Below are 18,611 nucleotides of genomic sequence, written 5' to 3'. Positions count from 1 at the left end.
TACTGTATGACACATAGTAATGGAAATGAGGTGAGTGAATGGATGCTTTATTAAATTCGTTAATTACTGAATTAAGAAGAGGTACATTAACATTAGCGGTTTTAAGCCAGTTAAGAACACCGCAGTATGGGTATTCACTTGTCCAATTATTGGAGCAATCAGGGATCACAATCGATCAAAGTACTTTATATCCACTACTTCGCCGATTAGAAAAGCAAGAGCTAGTGACGAGTAGTTGGGATAAAACGGAGAGTAGACCTCGTAAGTATTACGTTTTAAGTGAATATGGATTAGAGATATTTTTGCAGTTAAAAAAGGAATGGATAAAGGATTCGAAAGAACTTTATAACCTATTAAAGGAGGAGGACAAGAATGAACTTGATTGATATGTATGTCGAGGAAGTAGCGAAGAGATTACCTGAAAAAAATCGTGAAGATATTATTCTTGAACTACGGTCAACTATCGAGGATATGTTACCTGATGAGTATAATGAGGAAGATGTAAAGAGTGTCCTTGAAAAATTGGGAAGCCCAGTTTCATTGGCTAATGGGTATTTGGATAGACCGATGCATTTAATTGGACCACGTTATTTTGATGTATATACGACGTTATTAAAAATGATTATACCAATTGCAGCTGTAATCGCACTCATTGCAATGGTTGCAGAAAATTTTGTAGGATATAATGGTGAGCAAGCGGTATTAAATGTTATTTTAAATTTGATAGGTAAAGGAATTGGGGAAATTGTCGAAGTAGGCCTCCATGTATTTTTCTGGTTGACACTTGTATTTGCAATTTTAGAAAGAACAGATAAAGACAAAGGAACCCAACCGTTGACGACAAGTTTAAAAAAATGGACGCCTGATGATCTGAAAAATACTTCGTATATTCCAAAGAAAAAATCAATCTCAAAGTTTGAAGTTTTTGGAGGTTTGATGTGGACTGCAATATGGGCCACACTGTACTTTTATGCGAATCATCTTGTAGGTGTATATCATGGTACAGAAAGCGGATTGAAGTTTGTCGCGCCAACTTTTAATCAAGATGTGTTACTTCAGTATTGGCCAATCGTTGTAATTATGATCGTGTTTGAAGTAGGTATATCTCTTTATAAGTTAGTACAAGGACAATGGACGAAAAAGTTGGCAATTGGGAATGCTATACTCCAAATAGCTGGAACAATAGTATTCATTGTAATTGTAGTAAATCCGCATTTATTTAACGAAGGATTTATTTCGTATATGGCAAATGTGTTTACTACTTCTCCAGAGGAAATTAAAAAGTGGTTAATTGGTGGAGGTATTCTTATTTATATAGTATCTGCTGCATTAAACATTTATGATGGCTTCCGAAAAGCTAGTGTTCGTGTAACGAATAGGTAGTAAAAAAAGATAACGTATATGAAAGGAAGAAAACTATGATAAGGGAAGCAACGGAAAAAGATATAACATATATTTTAGATATTTATAATGATGCCATACTGTATACAACAGCCGTATATACGTATAAACCTGTAACCCTTGAAAATAGAATAGATTGGTATGAACAAAAAAAGGCTGATGGCTATCCGATTTTTGTATACGAACTAGATAATAAAGTAGTAGGATTTGCGACATTCGGGCCGTTTAGAGCTTGGCCTGCCTATAAATATTCAATTGAGCATTCTGTGTATGTTCATAAGGAATATAGAAAAAATAAGATAGGAACTTCTTTAATGAAGGCATTAATCACAGTTGCAAAAGAAAGGGAATATATGACCTTAATTGCTGGAATTGATGCAGAAAATGAGAAAAGCATTGCCTTACATGAAAACTATGGATTTGTTCATGCGGGGACAATAAAGAAGGCCGGTTATAAGTTTAATAGGTGGTTAGATTTAGCTTTTTATCAATTGGAGCTTAATGGTCCTAAAAAGCCTACGGAAGAGTAGGTGTTTGCGTTATGCGTAATATTTATTTTATAAAGGTAGCATGAGGAAATTTCATGCTATCTTTTTTATTGTATGCATAAATATCATGTAACAAAAAAGGTTTTTTATATTCTATATCGAATTTTGAGAAGACGATAAAACAATATAAAAACAGGTATGAATATGCAAACGATGATATAAAAAAATGAAAGAAATACAATGTGGTCAACTTGGAGTGGTTGTGTACTCAAAAAAATATGATAATATAATTACTCCTATAATAATGAACTGCATGTTCCTTTAGCATCAGCAGTAAAAGTGGCAAGGGGTGAGAGGTTGAAAAGAAACTTAAAGACATCAACAATCATTATATTAATTTTAACAATTATCGCTTTGGAAGTTGGAATCGCGATTTACGATCATACTCTGTCAATAGATACGATTTACTTTGCAGCGATACTTATTTGTATTGTATTGCTTTTTGGCACACGTGTTTCTGAAGAGAAAGAAAGTACATCGAAAGAGAGACGAAGAAAAACAGCTCTTATATTTTGGCCATCTATTTTATTATCTATCGCTTGTTTTGCCGTTATTAGTTATATAAGAACAGGTTATGTCTCTGTGCCAGGGATAATTGGTTTTTCATGCTTTGTTACTTATGGTGGATTCGTGTTTATTAGTATTTTAAAAAGGAAAAGTAAAAATTAAAGGTAGCTTACTAAGTTGAAAGGAAGAAATATATGAAACGCATAGAGAATGGTACTAGAGCTGAAGGAGAATACATAAAAAATAAAGTAATTCAATATAACATGTCGATTTTAACAGATGAAGCAAAACAGCCGATGGAGCAAGTAAGTTTCGTAGTAAAAGGTGAGGATGGAAAAATATTTGGTGGAGTAACAGGAACGATGTATTTTTATCATCTTCATATAGATTTTTTATGGGTTGATGAAACAGTTCGTCATGATGGTTATGGCAGTCAATTGTTACATAAAATCGAAGACATTGCGAAGGAAAAAGGGTGTAGATTAATATTATTAGATTCATTTAGTTTTCAAGCGCCAGATTTTTATAAAAAGCATGGCTACCGAGAATATGGTGTTGTTGAAGATCATCCTAAAGGACATAGTCAACACTTTTTAGAGAAGAGGTTATAGTTAGTTTCCGTGTTCTAGAAGGAAATTGGATGTTAAAGGCATCACCAAACAAGGTGATGCTATTTTTTTGTTTATAGCAACTACTCAAGCTGATGCACTGTTGGGAACAAATAGTACGATTCGTATAACTATGATTTTCTTTTTTATTGAAAATGAGTTACTGTCTTTGTAGAAGACACTTGTAGTATAGTTTTCTTTCTAACAAGAGCTGTTGAATTCATAGGAGCAGAAGAGCAATAAGACGAGCTCTGAATATAATACTAATAAAGGAGGTGTTAAGCAATGGGTTATATTGTAGATATTTCAAAATGGAACGGTAACATTAACTGGGATGTAGCCGGTCCACAACTAGATTTCGTAATCGCTAGGGTACAAGATGGATCAAATTATGTAGATCCTTTATATAAAAATTATGTCCAAGCAATGAAAACTAGAAATATTCCATTTGGTAACTATGCATTCTGTCGCTTTATTTCAATTGCTGATGCGAAGAAGGAAGCACAAGATTTTTGGAATCGTGGTGATAAGAGCGCTACAGTTTGGGTGGCTGATGTAGAAGTAAAAACAATGGATGATATGAGGGCCGGTGCACAAACTTTTATTGATGAATTACGTCGATTAGGTGCTAAGAAAGTTGGTTTATATGTTGGTCATCATGTATATGAGCCTTTCGGTATGGCGAACGTAAAAAGTGATTTTGTATGGATTCCTCGATATGGCGGCAATAAACCAGCATATCCTTGTGATATTTGGCAATACACTGAGACTGGTAATGTACCTGGTATCGGTAAATGTGATTTAAACCAATTGATAGGAAATAAGCCACTTTCCTGGTTTACTGGAGCAGTACCTAAACAAGAAAATGTACAAGCTCAAGTCTCTAAACAAAATGTTATCCAATCGGGTGCCTTTTCACCATATGAGGCTCCTGAAGCTATGACGGCTTTAACATCAGTAAAAATGACTGCGACTTTCATTTTACAATCAGATGGCTTAACGTATTTTATTTCTGATCCAACTAGCGATGCGCAATTAAACGGTATGAAAGGTTGGCTTGATCGGAAAGGTTGGTGGTATGAAGTTAAATAATAAAAAGCTACTATTTGTGCAAAAAAAGAGCCGTCCTGTTGGAGGGCTCTTTTTTTCTATTCAAATAGCTTATTCATTAAATCTTGGATTTCACGTCTTCTTTTATCTGTTTCGTCCTTATCAATTGTATACTTATCATCCTTGATTATAAGAACATCACCTTCTTTTGCAGTGGAAGGGAGTTTGGATTTAGGTACATCAATTGTTACGTTATTCACTTCAATAACTGCTAGTTCGCCTTCAAAACGGTCAATAATACCCTTTTTCATAATTATCTCTCCGTTCTTACAGAAATATTTGAACCATCACTATTAATAACTACAGTACCATTTAAATCTGTTCTATATACCTTAACAGACATTGCATTTAACTTTGCTAAAGTTTCCTGCGTAGGATGGCCATAGCGGTTACCTGCACCTGCACTAATCACAGCGATACTTGGTTTCACTGCATCTAAAAATGGCTGAGAAGAAGAAGTCTTACTTCCGTGATGACCTGGTTTTAATACATCTGATTTTAGGTTAGAACCATGTGTTGCAACCATATCTTTCTCACTTTTAGATTCAGCATCACCTGTGAATAAGAAGGATTTGCTACCGTGTGTTATTTTTAATACCGCACTCCACTCATTTAGATCGTTACTATATTCTTTAACGGGAGCTAAAAATTGTGAGTTTAAACCGTTGATTGGTAAAGTTACTCCAGATTTCGCCTCTTTAATTGTTAATCCTTTGTTAGCTACTGCAGTTAGGAAGTCTTTAAACGTTTGTGTCGTATGACTTACTTTAGGGGCGTAAACGTTTTTTACATTCATAGAATATAGGACTTCATCTAATCCACCTACATGATCAGCATCAGGATGAGTAGCGATCATATAATCAATAGTTTGATATCCTAATCCTTTTAGATAGTTTGCTACTACTTTACCTTTTCCGTTATTACCAGCGTCAATAAGGATAGTTTCTCCACTTGGGGACTTAATAAAAGTAGCATCACCTTGTCCGACATCAATATAATGAATCTCTACGTTACCTTTAGGTTTAGGAAGAGCTGGACGGAAATTTGGTTCTAATACACGAGCTAAGAATGCAGCGAATTGCTCACGAGTTACTTTGACATCGGGGCCAAATGTACCATCAGGAAATCCAGCAGTGATATTATTTTGAGCTAAAATTTTGACATAATTGTATCCCCAGTGATTAGATGGAACATCAGGGAAATTGACATCGGCACCTGTAGGTTTCAAATCAAAAGTTTTAACAAGAACTACTGCCATTTCTGCACGAGATAATGAACGATCCGGGAAGTAATTTTTTTCACGTTGTACAATATTGTTGTGTGCTAACTTATGTACAGAATCGTAATAATAGATACCTTTAGTTACATCAGAAAAAATATGATTATAACTAGATGGTTTTTCTAATTTTAAGGATAAATCTAGCATTAAAGCCATTTGCCCACGCGTTACATGATCGCCTGGCTTAAAATATCCTTCTGGAGTACCATTAATAATACCTTTATCCGATAAATAGTTAATTTCTTTAATTGCCCAATGATTAGATTGGACATCTGGAAAAGCTTTAGCACTTGTAAAACTAGGGATGCATAACGATAAGATTATGACAAATGCTGTTAGTAAAAAACTAAACTTTTTCAAAAAATCGCCTCACTTTATGTATTTTTTACCTAATTAACTTTACCAGTTCTTGAAATAAATTCAAGCTTTAATAGTTAAATAGTATGTGAGAAATGCTTTTGTTATTTTATTCACTGGTTTTCTTTTATTCTGTATATTTAATATAAAGAATGTGAAAAGAAGAGTAACGATTGCAATTGTAAAATCGATATTATAAATTAATCTTATGTAGGTTTTCATAACAAGCTGGATTCTATCGTTTTATCCTTTTCGGCAAGAAGATTCCATATGATTTGTGCTACGGGTGAAACCCAACAATTCAGGTGGTGATGAATTGCGTTCATAACAATGTTCCCAGGGGAAATATTTGTTTCTTTTTGTCTTACGATACAATCTGCCATTAGATAAGGAGGGAATATATCATAAGATAACGAAATTGGATAATCATAATCATTCGGTTACTTGCACCAAAAGGAATTAATAAGTTAATTCTTTAAGAAAGGTGGTGAAAACAATGACTAGAAAGAAAGCAGTGAAAGTATTACGTAAACAAAAGAAAAGAGAAACCATACAACGATTCACGCAGAAACAAAATATTGGACGAGCTTGCCTTACTGCAAAAGAATTTCGTTTACTGCAACGCATGTCACATAGTTCAAAAGCATTGCGAAATATTGGATTGTACACGATTAAACAAAGTTATTTGAATCATAACAAGATGGCTACTGTAAAAGAAGTGGACACTGCCATGCAAACCGATATAAACTACTCGGGCATTCAATCAAACTCTGCTCAAGCGATTCGTAGAGCCTTAAATGCAGAAGTAAAAAGCTTTTTTAAAGCAATGGAACAGTGGAAGGAAAATCCTGAGAAGTTCACAGGTCGTCCTAAGTTTCCAAATTATTCTCGCTCAACGGACAAACGAATCATTGAAATCTATCAAGTTCCAAAAGTGGATGATAACGGGTATTGGATGATTCCGATGAGTGTTGCATTCAGGAAAAAATTCGGTTCCATTCAAATACGTATGCCTAAAAACTTGAGAAATAAAAAAATCTCCTACATTGAGATTGTACCGAAGCAAAAAGGTCGGTTCTTTGAGGTGCATTACACATATGAAATGCACGTTTCTCAAATGAAGAAACAACCCACGACTACTAGTAACGCTTTGAGTTGCGATTTAGGTGTAGATAGATTAGTAAGTTGTGCAACAAATACAGGTGATACATTCTTAATTGATGGAAAAAAATTAAAATCCATTAACCAGTACTTCAACAAAATGATACGTAATCTAGGGCGGAAAAATGTAGAAAATGGAATTTCAAAACGTGTTGTAACGAATCAAATGGCTGCACTTTGGCATAAACGGGAAAGACAAATAAACGGTTATATTTCACAAACTGTAGGCCTGTTATTTAAAAAAGTGAAAGCATGTAACATAGATACGGTTGTCGTAGGGTATAACGCTGGTTGGAAACAAAAATCTGATATGGGCAAAAAGAATAATCAACAATTTGTTCAAATCCCATTTCATAAACTGATCGCGGCAATTGAGAATAAATGTGTAAAAGAAGGCATCCGATTTTTAAAACAAGAAGAAAGCTATACTTCTAAAGCTAGTTTTCTGGATAAAGATCCGGTTCCGGTTTGGTCTAAGGATGATAGGACCCATTATCGCTTTAGTGGCAAACGAATCACTCGTGGTCTGTACCAAAGTAAATCAGGGAAATGTATTCACGCTGATATTAATGGTGCGCTGAATACATTGGAAAAATCAAAAGTTGTAGAATTGGATGTCAATCTCAAAGTGAAAACGCCGATTCTATTAGAAGTACAAAAACGTAAGGCTGTTGCTTCGTGCATAGCTTAGTGGGTGCGTCAACCATCCATGTGTACTCGACTTGTCGGGGCTTGTAGCACACGCCGGATTCATCTGAGTGGTGGCTTCTTCCAAAAGGAAGAACTGCTCTTTTTCGAAAGAGTGGTGCGAGTGGGAAAACAATCGTTCGTTGCTAGTACCAACCAAAAACATAATTGGGGTGTTACCATAAGGTGGCATGAATGCTAGAGAGTCAACTGTCTAGTGATAGACGAAAAGACCTAGCGTTCTAACTCAAGCCCCCACTGAAATGCTTTATCTCAGTGGGGTAGTTGACGGTGAACAGCAATTTCAAACGACGAAGCAAATTGTGATGCATCGTAATCAAATAGGGAAAGAATAAGAGGTGTGAATTAGAATGAATGCAACAAGAATATATTGTTTATCGAAAAGAAAAGCGACAGAAGATTCACCAGATGGTTGGAATGCAACATGTATGAGGCTCAACAATAAAATATTTGCGATAGTAAGCCATGAAGAAGGAGAAAAAGCGGCAATTACATTAAAATGTGATCCAGAACTTGCAATAAGAATAAGAGACGATTATCCAGATGCAATCATTCCAGGCTATCATATGAATAAAAAACATTGGAATACAGTTTATATACATAAGGATGTAGAGCAGGAGCAAATTCATAAGATGATTGATTGGTCATATGATTTAGTTCTACAGTCATTTACAAAGAAAAAACAGCAAGAATTATTAGATTAATATGTATGAGGGGTGGATATATTGAAAGACACGATCAAAGATACATATGATAAATTAGCAAGTACATATAAAGAAAATGTAGATGTGGCAAATCCATATAATAGCTATTATGAAAGACCAGCGATGATGGAGATAATTCCAAAGAAATTAGGAGGAAAGAGTATACTAGATGCTGGATGTGCAGCTGGATGGTATACTTCTCAATTTGTAAAAAGTGGAGCATATGTTACTGCAATTGACGTAAGTTCTGAAATGGTAAAAGCTGCAAAGGAAAGTACAGGCGATAAAGCAACGTTTCTTTGTCATGACTTGCAAGAAGTATTGCCATTTGAAGATAATACTTTTGATGTTATTGTAAGTTCGTTAACGCTTCATTACTTGGAAAATTGGAATATAGTATTTCAGGAGTTTCGTCGCGTATTGAAGCCGGGTGGAGAATTTATATACTCCATTCATCATCCCTTTATGGATTTTACAAAGTTTACTAGTGAAAATTATTTCGAAAAACAATTATTAGTAGATACTTGGGTTAAACCAACTATTACAATAGAAGTTAGCTTTTTTAGAAGGTCACTCCAAGATGTAATTAATGAAACAACAAATTATTTTGTGCTAGATAAAATGGTAGAACCGAGGCCTGTTGAAAAGATGAAAGAAGTAAACGAAAAGTCATATCATTATTTAAATACAAATCCACATTTTCTTATTATGAAAGCCATTAAAAAATAGCTAGTAAAATAATTATATTTTACTAGCTATTTACAGTTTTAAATTACATATTAGGAGATTTTGATATGAATACGAAACGAAATAGATTATTATATGCACTGTTTACTATCGTTGTAATTATTTTAGGTCTTAGCTCAAGAAAGTTAGCTTTTGCGTTACCTCATTTATTAAACGAGTACTTAGGCGACGCTTTATGGGCATTGATGATTTTTACTGGATTTGGATTTTTATTTCCTAAAACAGAAACGAAGAAATTAGCTTTTATTAGTTTGCTATTTTGCTACGGGATTGAAGTGAGCCAATTGTATCATGCTGAATGGATAGATAGCATTCGTGCAACGACTTTAGGTGGACTCGTATTAGGTTACGGGTTTTTGTGGAGTGATTTAGTTGCTTATACAATTGGTGTTGGAATTGGAATGTTTTGTGAGTTTATGTTAAGGAAGGAATAAAAGATGTAAAAAGGGGTATTTATGAAAAAAATTATATTAATAGGTTCTGGTGGTTCAGGAAAATCTACATTAGCAAAACAGCTAGGAAATAAACTAAATATTAAAGTGCATCATCTTGATGCACTTTTTTGGAAACCGAATTGGGAAGGTGTACCGAAAGAAGAGCAAAGAAAGGTTCAAAATGAATTAGTTAAAGAAGATGAGTGGATTATTGATGGGAATTATGGCGGGACAATGGACATAAGAATGAACGCAGCTGATACAATTATCTTACTTGATATTCATAGAACAATATGTGTTTATCGTGCTTTTAAAAGGATTGTACAATATCGGAATAAAACAAGACCGGATATGGGTGCTGGATGTGAAGAAAGATTTGATTTGCAATTTTTTAAATGGATATGGGAATATCCTAAAACAAAACGGCCTTCAATTTTAAAAAGGCTAAATCAATTGAGTAAGGAAAAAGAGGTTATTATTTTAAAATCTTCAAATGAAGTAAGACAATTTTTAGAGAAGTACGATACCATAGATAGTTAAATTATAAAAAGAAGTAACATGGGGGGATAGGATTGAATAGATTCATTGGCCCGGTTGATTCTAATATGGTGAAAATTCCAGCAGGAAAAGTAGAATTAAGAGATGATCGAATAAAAAAACAATGGCAAGTTCAAGTTAAACCGTTTCTTCTTGCAAAGTATGTTGTAACGATGGAATTATATGATGCTATTGTGGATAATAAACCAAGTTTATTGAAAGATAAAAATAAACCAGCTGTAAATATCTCATGGAATGATGCCATTATGATTTGTAATTTACTTTCAAAAAAAGCGGGATTAAAAGAATATTATTCTATTAGTGACGGTGGTCAAATTGTTAGTTGTAATTTAGATTCAACTGGCTACCGATTACCTTCAGAAGCAGAGTGGCAGTATGCATGTAAAGCAGGAACTACTGGATACATATATGGAGAACTGAAAGAGATTGCCTGGTATAATGAAAATTCAGATGGACATATTCATGAGGTCGGAAAAAAAGAACCGAATGCATGGGGACTGTATGATATGTTAGGAAACGTTTGGGAATGGTGCTATGATTTGTATGATGAAAAGGTATATGGATCATACCGAATTTTTCGAGGTGGTAGCTGGGCTGAAGCAGCTAGAGGTTGCGGTGCGACTTGTCGCCGGCGTAGCCATCCAACATTTCATATAGATGATCTTGGGTTTAGGCTTGCAAGATCAATTTAATAAAAGCATGTTATATATAACAAAGATTTTGGAGAGTAACCATATTCTTAACAGTATAGAAAAGATTTGACGTAAGGAGTGTTTAAAGTGGCACGTGTGTTATTCATTAATACAGGATCAGAAGGTCATATAAATCCAACGTTGCAAGTTGTAGAAGAATTAGTTTCACGCGGTGAAGAGATCGTTTATTTTTCAATAGAAGCTTTCAGAGAGCGAATTGAGAAGACAGGTGCGACGGTACGGACAATTGATGATCAAAAATTTATAAAAGCTTTTCTCTCTGGTGGCCGAAATTATTTACCAGAAAGAATAAATGGTCTTTTATATACAGCAGATGTTATTATACCAGGTGTTCTTGATCAAATTGAAGGCGAACATTTTGATTACATCATTCACGATTCGATGTTTGGCTGCGGTCGTATAATTGCTCAAATTTTAAAGCTTCCAGCAATAAATTCTTGTACATCCTTTGCACAGGATGAAAAATCATTTGAACAAATGTTAGACCACATGTCTAAAAATATCCCACTGGAAATTCAAGATAGAATACATAATGATTTTCAAACCTTAACAAAAGGAATTGCAGAAAAATATAGTGTTGAAATAAACTCACCGTACGAAGTTTTTTGTAACCCAGCACCACTCACTATTGTGTATACAATTAAGGAGTTCCAACCTTTTGGGGGTACATTTAATGAAACATTCAAATTTGTGGGTCCATCTATCTCTACACAAGTGAAAAATGAAGGTTTTGATTACACTTCAATTGAAGAAAACAGCGCGATTTACATTTCACTAGGTACTGTTTTTAATGAAGCGCTTGATTTTTATAAACTATGTATGAAGGCGTTCGAGAATAGTGATCATACTATTGTTATGTCAATTGGTAATAAAACGAAAATAAGTGATTTAGGTAATATTCCTAAAAACTTCATTGTGAAAAATTATGTACCACAAACAAAACTACTTACATATACAAAGTTATTTATTACACACGGCGGGATGAACAGTACACATGAAGGACTATATAACGGGATTCCGCTTATTGTAATTCCGCAAAGTGCAGATCAGCCAGTTATCGCCAAGCAAGTAGAGAATCTCGGAGCTGGGGTTAAGTTGTCGATGAAAGAATTAACTGAGGAACAACTTCGTGAAAGTGTAGAACTTGTATTAAATAAATCTTCATATAAAGAAGCTGCTTTGAATTTGAAGGAGTCTTTTCGAAAATCAGGTGGGTATAAGCAAGCAGTTGATGAAATTTTTAAATTTACAGGCTGTTATTAAAACTATACATGTGAAAGGGTGTCTATATTAAATGATATAGACACTTTTATGTTATATGAAGCGAGGAATTGATGAAATGGAAAGAATGAAAATACTAGATGTAAATTTTTCTGACATGACAGCTACACCATTTTTTCAAGTGGAGGCGAAAAATAGAATTAGATTCGATATAGAATTATTTGAGGGTAATTTGAGAGGGTTAAGAGGGATTTTGACTGAACTTTTTAAAAGTCCTGATACAATTGATGTTTCATTTATTTCCGGTTACATAACATATGGTAAAAGTAAGAGAATAAATGAGAAAACAAAAATTGGAAGGTTCATGAAGATTAAGAATTGGGCAGAAACGAAAGTAGACGTTGATGATCTTGAAAGTACAATCATATTTACTACGATTAAAGGTGTACATGAAGATGAAGTATATAAGTATTGCAAGTATGCCGTTAATGGTGGTCAGCAAGCGTATATTTCTTTTTATAACGATACTTATTTATTGTATATAAGTACAGACGTTATTGACATTATTTCACCAGATACAAGTTTAATAGAAAAATTAAAAATCCAATACTGTGAAGAATATGATAAGTTTTATGAAACTATATTGACGGATTCGGAAATGTTTACAACTGATAAGTAATTTCAAAGTATTGATAGAAAGATATATGGAAAATGGAGATGGCACGTTGTTTTAAAATAATGTGATTTCACATTGCCATGCGTTTTAAGTTAACGATGAAGGGTTTCAAGACGACTTGGTGCAATTCATATATATATATATATATATATATACCTAAAATTTTCCATTACAAGTACTGCAATTTCTATTGCTTACTTTTACTTTATAAATTTAGGATGTAGTTTTACGTTTTAGTAGTAATTTCACTGTTTCTGCACAACTTCTGCACACGTTTAGGTGATTTCTATGTCATGATATATTCGGTAAGTGAAATATATCACAAGAAATGAAATGTTTCTTTACGACGGTGTATGCATATTTACGCATACACGAAATAAGATTGTCTCTTGTTATTCTTTTACATCAAAGCCCACATTACACTACGAAGTATAACAAGAAGGGGACAGGAACATGAATAATCGATTTATAAAACAACTACAAAACATGAAAATGAACAAAAAAAGTCTAGGAGCTGTTGCATTAACAGCTGGAATTATTGGCACGACACTTATTCCTCAAAACGCATACGCGCACGGTTTTGTTGAAAAGCCTGGCAGCCGATCTGCTTTATGTAGTCCAACCTATGGTGCACTAAATGTAAACTGCGGAAGCGTTATGTATGAACCACAAAGTTTAGAAGCTCCAAAAGGTTTCCCGCAAGGTGGCCCAGTTGATGGGCAAATTGCTTCTGCAGGTGGTAAATTTGGTGGTATTTTAGATCAACAAACAGCCAATCGTTGGTTTAAAAATACAATCACTGGTGGAGAAAATACATTTACTTGGAAGTATACAGCGCCTCACTTAACGAGCAAATGGCATTACTATATTACCAAAAAAGGATGGAATCCAAATAAAGCGCTCACAAGAGCAGATTTTGAACCAATTGGAACTGTACAACATGATGGCTCTGCAGCCTCAAATCATTTAACTCACAAAATTAATGTACCTACTGATAGAAGTGGGTATCATGTGATTTTAGCAGTATGGGATGTAGCTGATACAGCAAATGCATTCTATAATGTCATTGATGTTAATCTCATCAATGATGTAAAACCAGATACAGAAGCTCCAAGTATTCCAAATGGAATTCAGGCACAAAAAGTAACAGCGAATAGTATAGAACTAGCATGGAATGCTTCTACGGATAATGTAGGGGTAAAAGGATATCAAATCTTCCGTAACGGAGAGATGATTGATACAGTACCAGGCACTCATTTTATTGATAAGAAATTACAACCAAGTACAGAATATTCTTATACTGTAAAAGCAATTGATGTAGCTGGCAATGTATCGAAAGAAAGTACAGCGCTTACAGTGAAAACAACAGTTGAGGCTCCTGATACAGAAGCACCAACACAACCAAAAGGATTACATAGTATGGGAACAACAGCGTCAAGTGTGGATCTAATGTGGAGTCCTTCTGACGATAATATTGGTGTAGACCATTACGATATTTATAGAGAAACAGAAGGATTAATGAAAAAGATTGCAACATCCAATACGACTTCTTATATGGATAAAAATTTACTCCCTAATACTACTTATAAATATGTAGTGAAAGCTGTTGATGTAGCTGAAAATGAATCTGTACAGAGTGATATATTCACAATTACTACAAAAACTGAAAGCGTTTCATATGAAGCGTGGGATGCAAAGAAAGCATATGAAAAGGGCGATAGAGTTCTACACGAGGGAAAAATTTATGAAGCAGTCCAGAGTTATAAAGGAAATGGGGATCCAAACTGGATTTATGCCTTATCATTATGGAAAACAGTATAAGCTTTACCCAGGTATGAACTAATAGATAATGGGCTTTGATGCAAAAGGAAATCTTGAAAATTCACTTTTCTATTAATAAAAAAGGGTAGTATATGAATACAGAAAGTAGTTTCATATACCGCCCTTTTTATAATGATAACATTTTCGTCATAAGTATGTGTGGAATACCATCTTCCATAAATACATCAGAAGAAGTTTGATAACCTAGTTTTTTATAAAATCCCTCAGCTTGTGTTTGACCATGTAATTTTACTTTTGTAGCATCTTTGTTGCGAGCAATTTCTTCCAAGGCTTGAATGATTACTTTTCCTAATCCATATTTTCGATAGTCTTTTAAAATACAAATGCGTTCTAATTTTCCTGCGCTGTCAACAAATCGTATACGACCTGTACCTACAGGAATTTCATTATAATAAACTAAAATATGTATACAGTTCTCTCCGATTTCATCAAACATATCGAATTCATCTTCAAGAGGGACATTTTGTTCTTTTACAAATACTTCTTTTCGAATGTGAAAGGCAGTTTCTAAATCTGTAAGTTCTGTTATAAGTTTGGATTGCAATTTGTTCAGTCCTTTCTAGTGTGAAGTGCTTTTGTTTTCATAGTATATCATAATGTTACGTAATAAAGAGAAAATATAAAAAGCTGACTGTAAGAGTCAGCTTTCATTATAATTCCTTAATACCATTTTTTGTTCCAATAATCGCCTTACTAGTCATATTAACAAACAATCCGGTTTCAACTACACCGGTAATCATTTTTAATTGTTTGTGTAAATCGGAAGGAGTAAGTATATGATTAGGGAATATACAATCGACAATCATGTTATTATTATCGGTTATAAACGTTTCATTATTTTTTAAGCGTAATGTTGTTTGCCATCCTAAAGATTGGATTTTACTTTCGGTTTGTTTCCATGAAAAAGGTATGATTTCAACAGGTAATGGAAAAGTACCTAAATGTGTTACTAGCTTCGATTCATCAGCAATTATAATTAGTTCCTTGGATGAAGTGGCAACAATTTTCTCGCGAAGTAATGCGCCACCACCACCTTTTATAAGTTGTAAATTTGAATCAATTTCATCTGCTCCATCAATTGTGAGATCGAGTATATCAATTTCATTTAAGGAGATTAATGGAATTGATAGTTGTTTAGCTAAAGCTTCCGTTTCTTTTGATGTCGGTACAGCTTGAAATGATAATCCTTCTTTTACACGCTTACCTAATTTTTGTATCGTCCAATATACAGTAGAACCTGTGCCAAGCCCAACTGTCATGCCATCTTTTACAAAGTTGGCAGCATATTCACCTGCGAGTTGTTTTAGATTCATCGCTTTATTCCGCCGGACGTGGTCCAGCATCAAGACCTGAATTCTCAACTGTAAGTACCGGACGAACGACTAAATCTTTATGTACACGCATTTGACAAGATAATCGTAAATGATCCTCAATCCCTTTTTCCGTCATCGCATTTTTTTCATTCGCACTCGCTTCACAAAAATCACCCGCTATAATTTCTACTCTACAAGTTGTGCAACGTGCTTTTCCGCCGCAACGATGGAGTATGTTTATACCGTTGTCTTCAATCGCTAATACTAACTTTGTGCCTTCTTTTACATCAAAAGTTCCTGCACCTTCAATTGTTAATTTTGGCAAATTTGTTCCTCCTCACGTAAAATTGTACATAACATATTTATGACCGCGAATTCTTGAACATAAACATTATTTTTTTAATGCCCCGTAACTTTTTCGTTTCATCAATCGTTTATTAAGTAAGCGCTGAAAAGGAGTGGTTATTTTGTGCACAAAAGTAACTCGTATTTTTAAAAATCATATCGATATGAATCATTCAAATATAAACTTTTTAATTGAGCAATATGGTGAGTTGAAAAGGTATTGTACATTTTTAACGAAAAATAAATGGGACGGCGAAGATCTTGCCCAAGAAACAATTTGCAAAGTTCTTCAAAAATATAGTAATAAAGATATTTGTATGACGCTTGTATATAAAATAGCTCGAAACCGTTGGATAGATCAGATGAAATCAAAATCAGTTCATGAAAAAATAAAGGAACAAATTACTTTTGAAGAACCACAAGAAAACATTGCAGATTTGCATGAAATGGTAGGGAAAGTATTAGCGTCACTAAATGTACAACAATCCACAATTTTATTATTAAAGGATGTTTTTCAGTATAGTATCGCTGATATTGCTAAAGTATGTTCCGTATCGGAAGGTGCAGTGAAAGCTTCTTTATTTCGGAGTAGAAATAGGCTGAAAACTGTAAGTGAAGAAGGGATTGAGATAGTCGAATTCACAGAGGATATTGAAGTTGTAGTAACGTCTATTCGTGAAGAAAGGCCGGAATTGTTAACTAAGCTTCTTCCAACAATAGATTTTACTAAGTTACCATCTAAACAGCCAGTCTTATTATTTAATGCGAAAAACCCTTCTTCCTACAGTTGTATGCTTTGCGCGGCATAACAATTATTGGAGGGATTTAAAATGAATGCAATTCCATATGTAGTAGAACAAACGAAATTAGGAGAGCGTTCCTATGATATATATTCAAGGTTATTAAAAGACCGTATTATTATAATCGGTTCAGAGATTAATGATCAGGTTGCGAGCAGTGTAGTAGCGCAATTATTATTTTTAGAAGCGGAAGACGCGGAGAAAGATATATTCCTGTATATTAATAGTCCTGGCGGCTCAACGACAGCGGGATTTGCAATATTAGATACAATGAATCTTATTAAACCGGATGTGCAAACGCTTTGTATGGGCTTAGCAGCATCATTTGGTGCCCTTTTACTATTAGCTGGCGCAAAAGGAAAAAGATTTGCGCTTCCTAATAGTGAAATCATGATTCATCAGCCACTTGGCGGTGTAAAAGGGCAAGCAACAGAAATCGAAATTACAGCAAAAAGAATATTGAAATTAAAGCATGACATTAATAAAATTATTGCTGACAGAACAGGACAGCCAATCGAAAAAATAGCACATGATACGGAAAGAGATTATTTTATGACAGCAGAGGAAGCTAAAGAATATGGGATTGTTGATGGGGTCGTTGAGAAAAAATAACATAAAACAGGCTAGAGAATATGCTAATTCTCTGGCCTGTTTTTTTTTAATCTTTAATCCATTCATCAACTAACGATTGATTCTTTTTAATCCATTTTCGCGCCGCTTCTTCGGGATCTTTCGTTTTATTTAACTCGATCATTAATGTACCAAGTTGTTCATCATTCATTTTCCATTTGTCAAAATATTTTATGATATCCGGATGATCTTTTTCGAAATCTTTACGAACAGAGTAATAAATGTCATCTTTTTCACCATATACTTTCTTAGGGTCTTTTAAATATTTTAAGTCAAATTCCGAAAAGCCCCAATGCGGATTCCAAAGCGTGACAGCGATTGGTTTCTTTTTCGTATATGCTTTCTTTAGTTCACTCATCATCGCAGCTTCAGAAGACTGGACAAGTTTTAGTTTAATATCATATTCCTTCATTGCTTTATTTGTTAAATTCATAAGACTGCTGCCAGGTTCGATTCCGACAATTTTGTTATCTAGCTCATCTTTATGCGCATTTAAATCCTCAATACTGTTAATATTTTTCATATAAGAAGGGACGACGAGGCCAAGTCCAGTTCCTTCATACCATTTTGATTTTAAGACAATATCATCTTTATAACGATTATTTAGTGGTTTATCCGTAACGGGTAGCCACACTTCTAAATTAGCATCAACATCACCACGAGCGACACCAGTCCAAATTGCCGCTTTTTCTAAGTACATAAGCTCAACTTTGTAACCTTTTTGTTCTAATAAAACTTTCCACATGTTTGCCGTTGCAATATTTTCTTTCCAACTTGTTACACCTAGTTTAATTTTTCCTTTCGAATTTGCATTTGTTGCATTACACGAGGTAAAAATCATAGTAATAAATAATGCAAGGCATATAAGCCATATTTTCTTTCTCATTGAAAACCTCCTAAGGAACGTTTGCCTTTTTAAATAAATGTATAAGTAAGCATTCTTATTATG

General features: G+C 34.2%; 24 protein-coding genes. 18 read left to right on the top strand and 6 right to left on the bottom strand.

Annotated features, from left to right (window positions below; all coding sequences use genetic code 11):
- Window positions 1–38 precede the first annotated feature (38 nt).
- The 7 genes from KZZ19_RS13610 (at window position 39) to KZZ19_RS13585 (ending at window position 4,156) form a co-directional block, all read left to right on the top strand.
- Window positions 39–386: a PadR family transcriptional regulator gene (locus KZZ19_RS13610; RefSeq protein WP_060486712.1), complete on the top strand. Its 348-nt coding sequence runs from the start codon at window positions 39–41 to the stop codon at window positions 384–386.
- Entirely contained in the window at window positions 373–1,383 is a 1,011-nt protein-coding gene (locus KZZ19_RS13605; protein WP_098342060.1) for an HAAS signaling domain-containing protein, read from the top strand. Before KZZ19_RS13610 ends, KZZ19_RS13605 begins: the two co-directional genes overlap by 14 nt.
- 35 nt (window positions 1,384–1,418) lie before the next feature.
- A complete protein-coding gene (locus tag KZZ19_RS13600) occupies window positions 1,419–1,931 on the top strand; it encodes a GNAT family N-acetyltransferase (protein WP_088096637.1) in 513 nt (170 codons plus the stop codon).
- A 315-nt stretch (window positions 1,932–2,246) separates the two neighbouring features.
- Complete coding sequence (locus KZZ19_RS13595; protein ID WP_016087548.1) at window positions 2,247–2,618, top strand: hypothetical protein; 372 nt, start codon at window positions 2,247–2,249, stop codon at window positions 2,616–2,618.
- 32 nt (window positions 2,619–2,650) lie between these two features.
- A complete protein-coding gene (locus tag KZZ19_RS13590; RefSeq protein ID WP_237980299.1) occupies window positions 2,651–3,067 on the top strand; it encodes a GNAT family N-acetyltransferase in 417 nt (138 codons plus the stop codon).
- Between the two features lie 25 nt (window positions 3,068–3,092).
- Window positions 3,093–3,239 (top strand): phage holin family protein, encoded by a 147-nt coding sequence (locus KZZ19_RS31180; RefSeq protein WP_432442715.1) that lies wholly within the window; start codon window positions 3,093–3,095, stop codon window positions 3,237–3,239.
- Window positions 3,240–3,349: 110 nt separating this feature from the next.
- Window positions 3,350–4,156, top strand: coding sequence for a GH25 family lysozyme (locus tag KZZ19_RS13585; protein WP_237980302.1), 807 nt, complete (start codon window positions 3,350–3,352; stop codon window positions 4,154–4,156).
- 56 nt (window positions 4,157–4,212) lie between these two features.
- Here KZZ19_RS13585 and KZZ19_RS13580 read toward each other — a convergent pair whose 3' ends face one another.
- Window positions 4,213–4,425, bottom strand: a complete 213-nt coding sequence (locus KZZ19_RS13580) for a DUF3006 domain-containing protein (protein WP_237980304.1) — start codon at window positions 4,423–4,425, stop codon at window positions 4,213–4,215.
- 2 nt (window positions 4,426–4,427) lie between these two features.
- Window positions 4,428–5,813 (bottom strand): S-layer homology domain-containing protein, encoded by a 1,386-nt coding sequence (locus KZZ19_RS13575; RefSeq protein ID WP_237980306.1) that lies wholly within the window; start codon window positions 5,811–5,813, stop codon window positions 4,428–4,430.
- 493 nt (window positions 5,814–6,306) lie between these two features.
- Here KZZ19_RS13575 and KZZ19_RS13570 point away from each other — a divergent pair, with 493 nt between their 5' ends.
- The 9 genes from KZZ19_RS13570 to KZZ19_RS13530 all read left to right on the top strand — a co-directional run bounded on the left by KZZ19_RS13570 (window position 6,307) and on the right by KZZ19_RS13530 (window position 14,553).
- Window positions 6,307–7,662 (top strand): RNA-guided endonuclease TnpB family protein, encoded by a 1,356-nt coding sequence (locus KZZ19_RS13570; RefSeq protein WP_237980307.1) that lies wholly within the window; start codon window positions 6,307–6,309, stop codon window positions 7,660–7,662.
- 367 nt (window positions 7,663–8,029) lie between these two features.
- Complete coding sequence (locus KZZ19_RS13565) at window positions 8,030–8,383, top strand: MmcQ/YjbR family DNA-binding protein (RefSeq protein WP_237980309.1); 354 nt, start codon at window positions 8,030–8,032, stop codon at window positions 8,381–8,383.
- A 21-nt stretch (window positions 8,384–8,404) separates the two neighbouring features.
- Window positions 8,405–9,112, top strand: a complete 708-nt coding sequence (locus tag KZZ19_RS13560; RefSeq protein ID WP_237980311.1) for a class I SAM-dependent methyltransferase — start codon at window positions 8,405–8,407, stop codon at window positions 9,110–9,112.
- Window positions 9,113–9,177: 65 nt separating this feature from the next.
- Window positions 9,178–9,564 (top strand): DUF2809 domain-containing protein, encoded by a 387-nt coding sequence (locus KZZ19_RS13555; protein WP_237980313.1) that lies wholly within the window; start codon window positions 9,178–9,180, stop codon window positions 9,562–9,564.
- A 21-nt stretch (window positions 9,565–9,585) separates the two neighbouring features.
- The gene (locus KZZ19_RS13550; protein WP_098342065.1) at window positions 9,586–10,104 is read left to right on the top strand and encodes a DNA topology modulation protein; all 519 of its coding nucleotides are present in this window, start codon (window positions 9,586–9,588) and stop codon (window positions 10,102–10,104) included.
- Window positions 10,105–10,169: 65 nt separating this feature from the next.
- The gene (locus KZZ19_RS13545) at window positions 10,170–10,814 is read left to right on the top strand and encodes a formylglycine-generating enzyme family protein (protein WP_088096936.1); all 645 of its coding nucleotides are present in this window, start codon (window positions 10,170–10,172) and stop codon (window positions 10,812–10,814) included.
- A gap of 87 nt (window positions 10,815–10,901) precedes the next feature.
- Window positions 10,902–12,098: a macrolide family glycosyltransferase gene (locus KZZ19_RS13540; RefSeq protein WP_237980315.1), complete on the top strand. Its 1,197-nt coding sequence runs from the start codon at window positions 10,902–10,904 to the stop codon at window positions 12,096–12,098.
- A 76-nt stretch (window positions 12,099–12,174) separates the two neighbouring features.
- Entirely contained in the window at window positions 12,175–12,735 is a 561-nt protein-coding gene (locus KZZ19_RS13535; protein ID WP_237980317.1) for a phosphatase, read from the top strand.
- A 450-nt stretch (window positions 12,736–13,185) separates the two neighbouring features.
- Window positions 13,186–14,553, top strand: coding sequence for a lytic polysaccharide monooxygenase (locus KZZ19_RS13530; RefSeq protein WP_237980318.1), 1,368 nt, complete (start codon window positions 13,186–13,188; stop codon window positions 14,551–14,553).
- 127 nt (window positions 14,554–14,680) lie between these two features.
- Here KZZ19_RS13530 and KZZ19_RS13525 read toward each other — a convergent pair whose 3' ends face one another.
- The 3 genes from KZZ19_RS13525 to KZZ19_RS13515 form a co-directional block, all read right to left on the bottom strand.
- Window positions 14,681–15,118: a GNAT family N-acetyltransferase gene (locus KZZ19_RS13525; protein WP_237980320.1), complete on the bottom strand. Its 438-nt coding sequence runs from the start codon at window positions 15,116–15,118 to the stop codon at window positions 14,681–14,683.
- Between the two features lie 106 nt (window positions 15,119–15,224).
- Window positions 15,225–15,887, bottom strand: a complete 663-nt coding sequence (gene rpiA / locus KZZ19_RS13520; RefSeq protein ID WP_237980322.1) for a ribose 5-phosphate isomerase A — start codon at window positions 15,885–15,887, stop codon at window positions 15,225–15,227.
- Window positions 15,888–15,891: 4 nt separating this feature from the next.
- Window positions 15,892–16,212, bottom strand: coding sequence for a 2Fe-2S iron-sulfur cluster-binding protein (locus KZZ19_RS13515; RefSeq protein WP_088096624.1), 321 nt, complete (start codon window positions 16,210–16,212; stop codon window positions 15,892–15,894).
- 142 nt (window positions 16,213–16,354) lie between these two features.
- Here KZZ19_RS13515 and KZZ19_RS13510 point away from each other — a divergent pair, with 142 nt between their 5' ends.
- Window positions 16,355–17,041 (top strand): RNA polymerase subunit sigma-70, encoded by a 687-nt coding sequence (locus KZZ19_RS13510; RefSeq protein ID WP_237980323.1) that lies wholly within the window; start codon window positions 16,355–16,357, stop codon window positions 17,039–17,041.
- 21 nt (window positions 17,042–17,062) lie between these two features.
- A complete protein-coding gene (gene clpP, locus KZZ19_RS13505) occupies window positions 17,063–17,644 on the top strand; it encodes an ATP-dependent Clp endopeptidase proteolytic subunit ClpP (protein ID WP_001992188.1) in 582 nt (193 codons plus the stop codon).
- A gap of 46 nt (window positions 17,645–17,690) precedes the next feature.
- Here the strand turns inward: clpP and KZZ19_RS13500 are convergent, their stop codons facing one another.
- Complete coding sequence (locus KZZ19_RS13500; protein WP_237980325.1) at window positions 17,691–18,548, bottom strand: glycine betaine ABC transporter substrate-binding protein; 858 nt, start codon at window positions 18,546–18,548, stop codon at window positions 17,691–17,693.
- Between the last annotated feature and the right edge of the window lie 63 nt (window positions 18,549–18,611).

Source organism: Bacillus thuringiensis (genome assembly GCF_022095615.2).
Lineage (GTDB): Bacteria > Bacillota > Bacilli > Bacillales > Bacillaceae_G > Bacillus_A > Bacillus_A cereus_AG.
Note: the sequence above shows the minus strand (reverse complement) of the source record. Positions and strands in the feature narration are given on the sequence as shown.

What these genes read in the sequence shown, in the direction of transcription:
- KZZ19_RS13610 (WP_060486712.1), top strand. Translation starts at nt 39, where the DNA reads ATGGATGCTTTATTAAATTCGTTAATTACTGAATTAAGAAGAGGTACA.
- KZZ19_RS13605 (WP_098342060.1), top strand. Translation starts at nt 373, where the DNA reads ATGAACTTGATTGATATGTATGTCGAGGAAGTAGCGAAGAGATTACCT.
- KZZ19_RS13600 (WP_088096637.1), top strand. Translation starts at nt 1,419, where the DNA reads ATGATAAGGGAAGCAACGGAAAAAGATATAACATATATTTTAGATATT.
- KZZ19_RS13590 (WP_237980299.1), top strand. Translation starts at nt 2,651, where the DNA reads ATGAAACGCATAGAGAATGGTACTAGAGCTGAAGGAGAATACATAAAA.
- KZZ19_RS13585 (WP_237980302.1), top strand. Translation starts at nt 3,350, where the DNA reads ATGGGTTATATTGTAGATATTTCAAAATGGAACGGTAACATTAACTGG.
- KZZ19_RS13580 (WP_237980304.1), bottom strand. Translation starts at nt 4,425, where the DNA reads ATGAAAAAGGGTATTATTGACCGTTTTGAAGGCGAACTAGCAGTTATT.
- KZZ19_RS13570 (WP_237980307.1), top strand. Translation starts at nt 6,307, where the DNA reads ATGACTAGAAAGAAAGCAGTGAAAGTATTACGTAAACAAAAGAAAAGA.
- KZZ19_RS13565 (WP_237980309.1), top strand. Translation starts at nt 8,030, where the DNA reads ATGAATGCAACAAGAATATATTGTTTATCGAAAAGAAAAGCGACAGAA.
- KZZ19_RS13555 (WP_237980313.1), top strand. Translation starts at nt 9,178, where the DNA reads ATGAATACGAAACGAAATAGATTATTATATGCACTGTTTACTATCGTT.
- KZZ19_RS13550 (WP_098342065.1), top strand. Translation starts at nt 9,586, where the DNA reads ATGAAAAAAATTATATTAATAGGTTCTGGTGGTTCAGGAAAATCTACA.
- KZZ19_RS13545 (WP_088096936.1), top strand. Translation starts at nt 10,170, where the DNA reads ATGGTGAAAATTCCAGCAGGAAAAGTAGAATTAAGAGATGATCGAATA.
- KZZ19_RS13535 (WP_237980317.1), top strand. Translation starts at nt 12,175, where the DNA reads ATGGAAAGAATGAAAATACTAGATGTAAATTTTTCTGACATGACAGCT.
- KZZ19_RS13530 (WP_237980318.1), top strand. Translation starts at nt 13,186, where the DNA reads ATGAATAATCGATTTATAAAACAACTACAAAACATGAAAATGAACAAA.
- rpiA (WP_237980322.1), bottom strand. Translation starts at nt 15,887, where the DNA reads ATGAATCTAAAACAACTCGCAGGTGAATATGCTGCCAACTTTGTAAAA.
- clpP (WP_001992188.1), top strand. Translation starts at nt 17,063, where the DNA reads ATGAATGCAATTCCATATGTAGTAGAACAAACGAAATTAGGAGAGCGT.
- KZZ19_RS13500 (WP_237980325.1), bottom strand. Translation starts at nt 18,548, where the DNA reads ATGAGAAAGAAAATATGGCTTATATGCCTTGCATTATTTATTACTATG.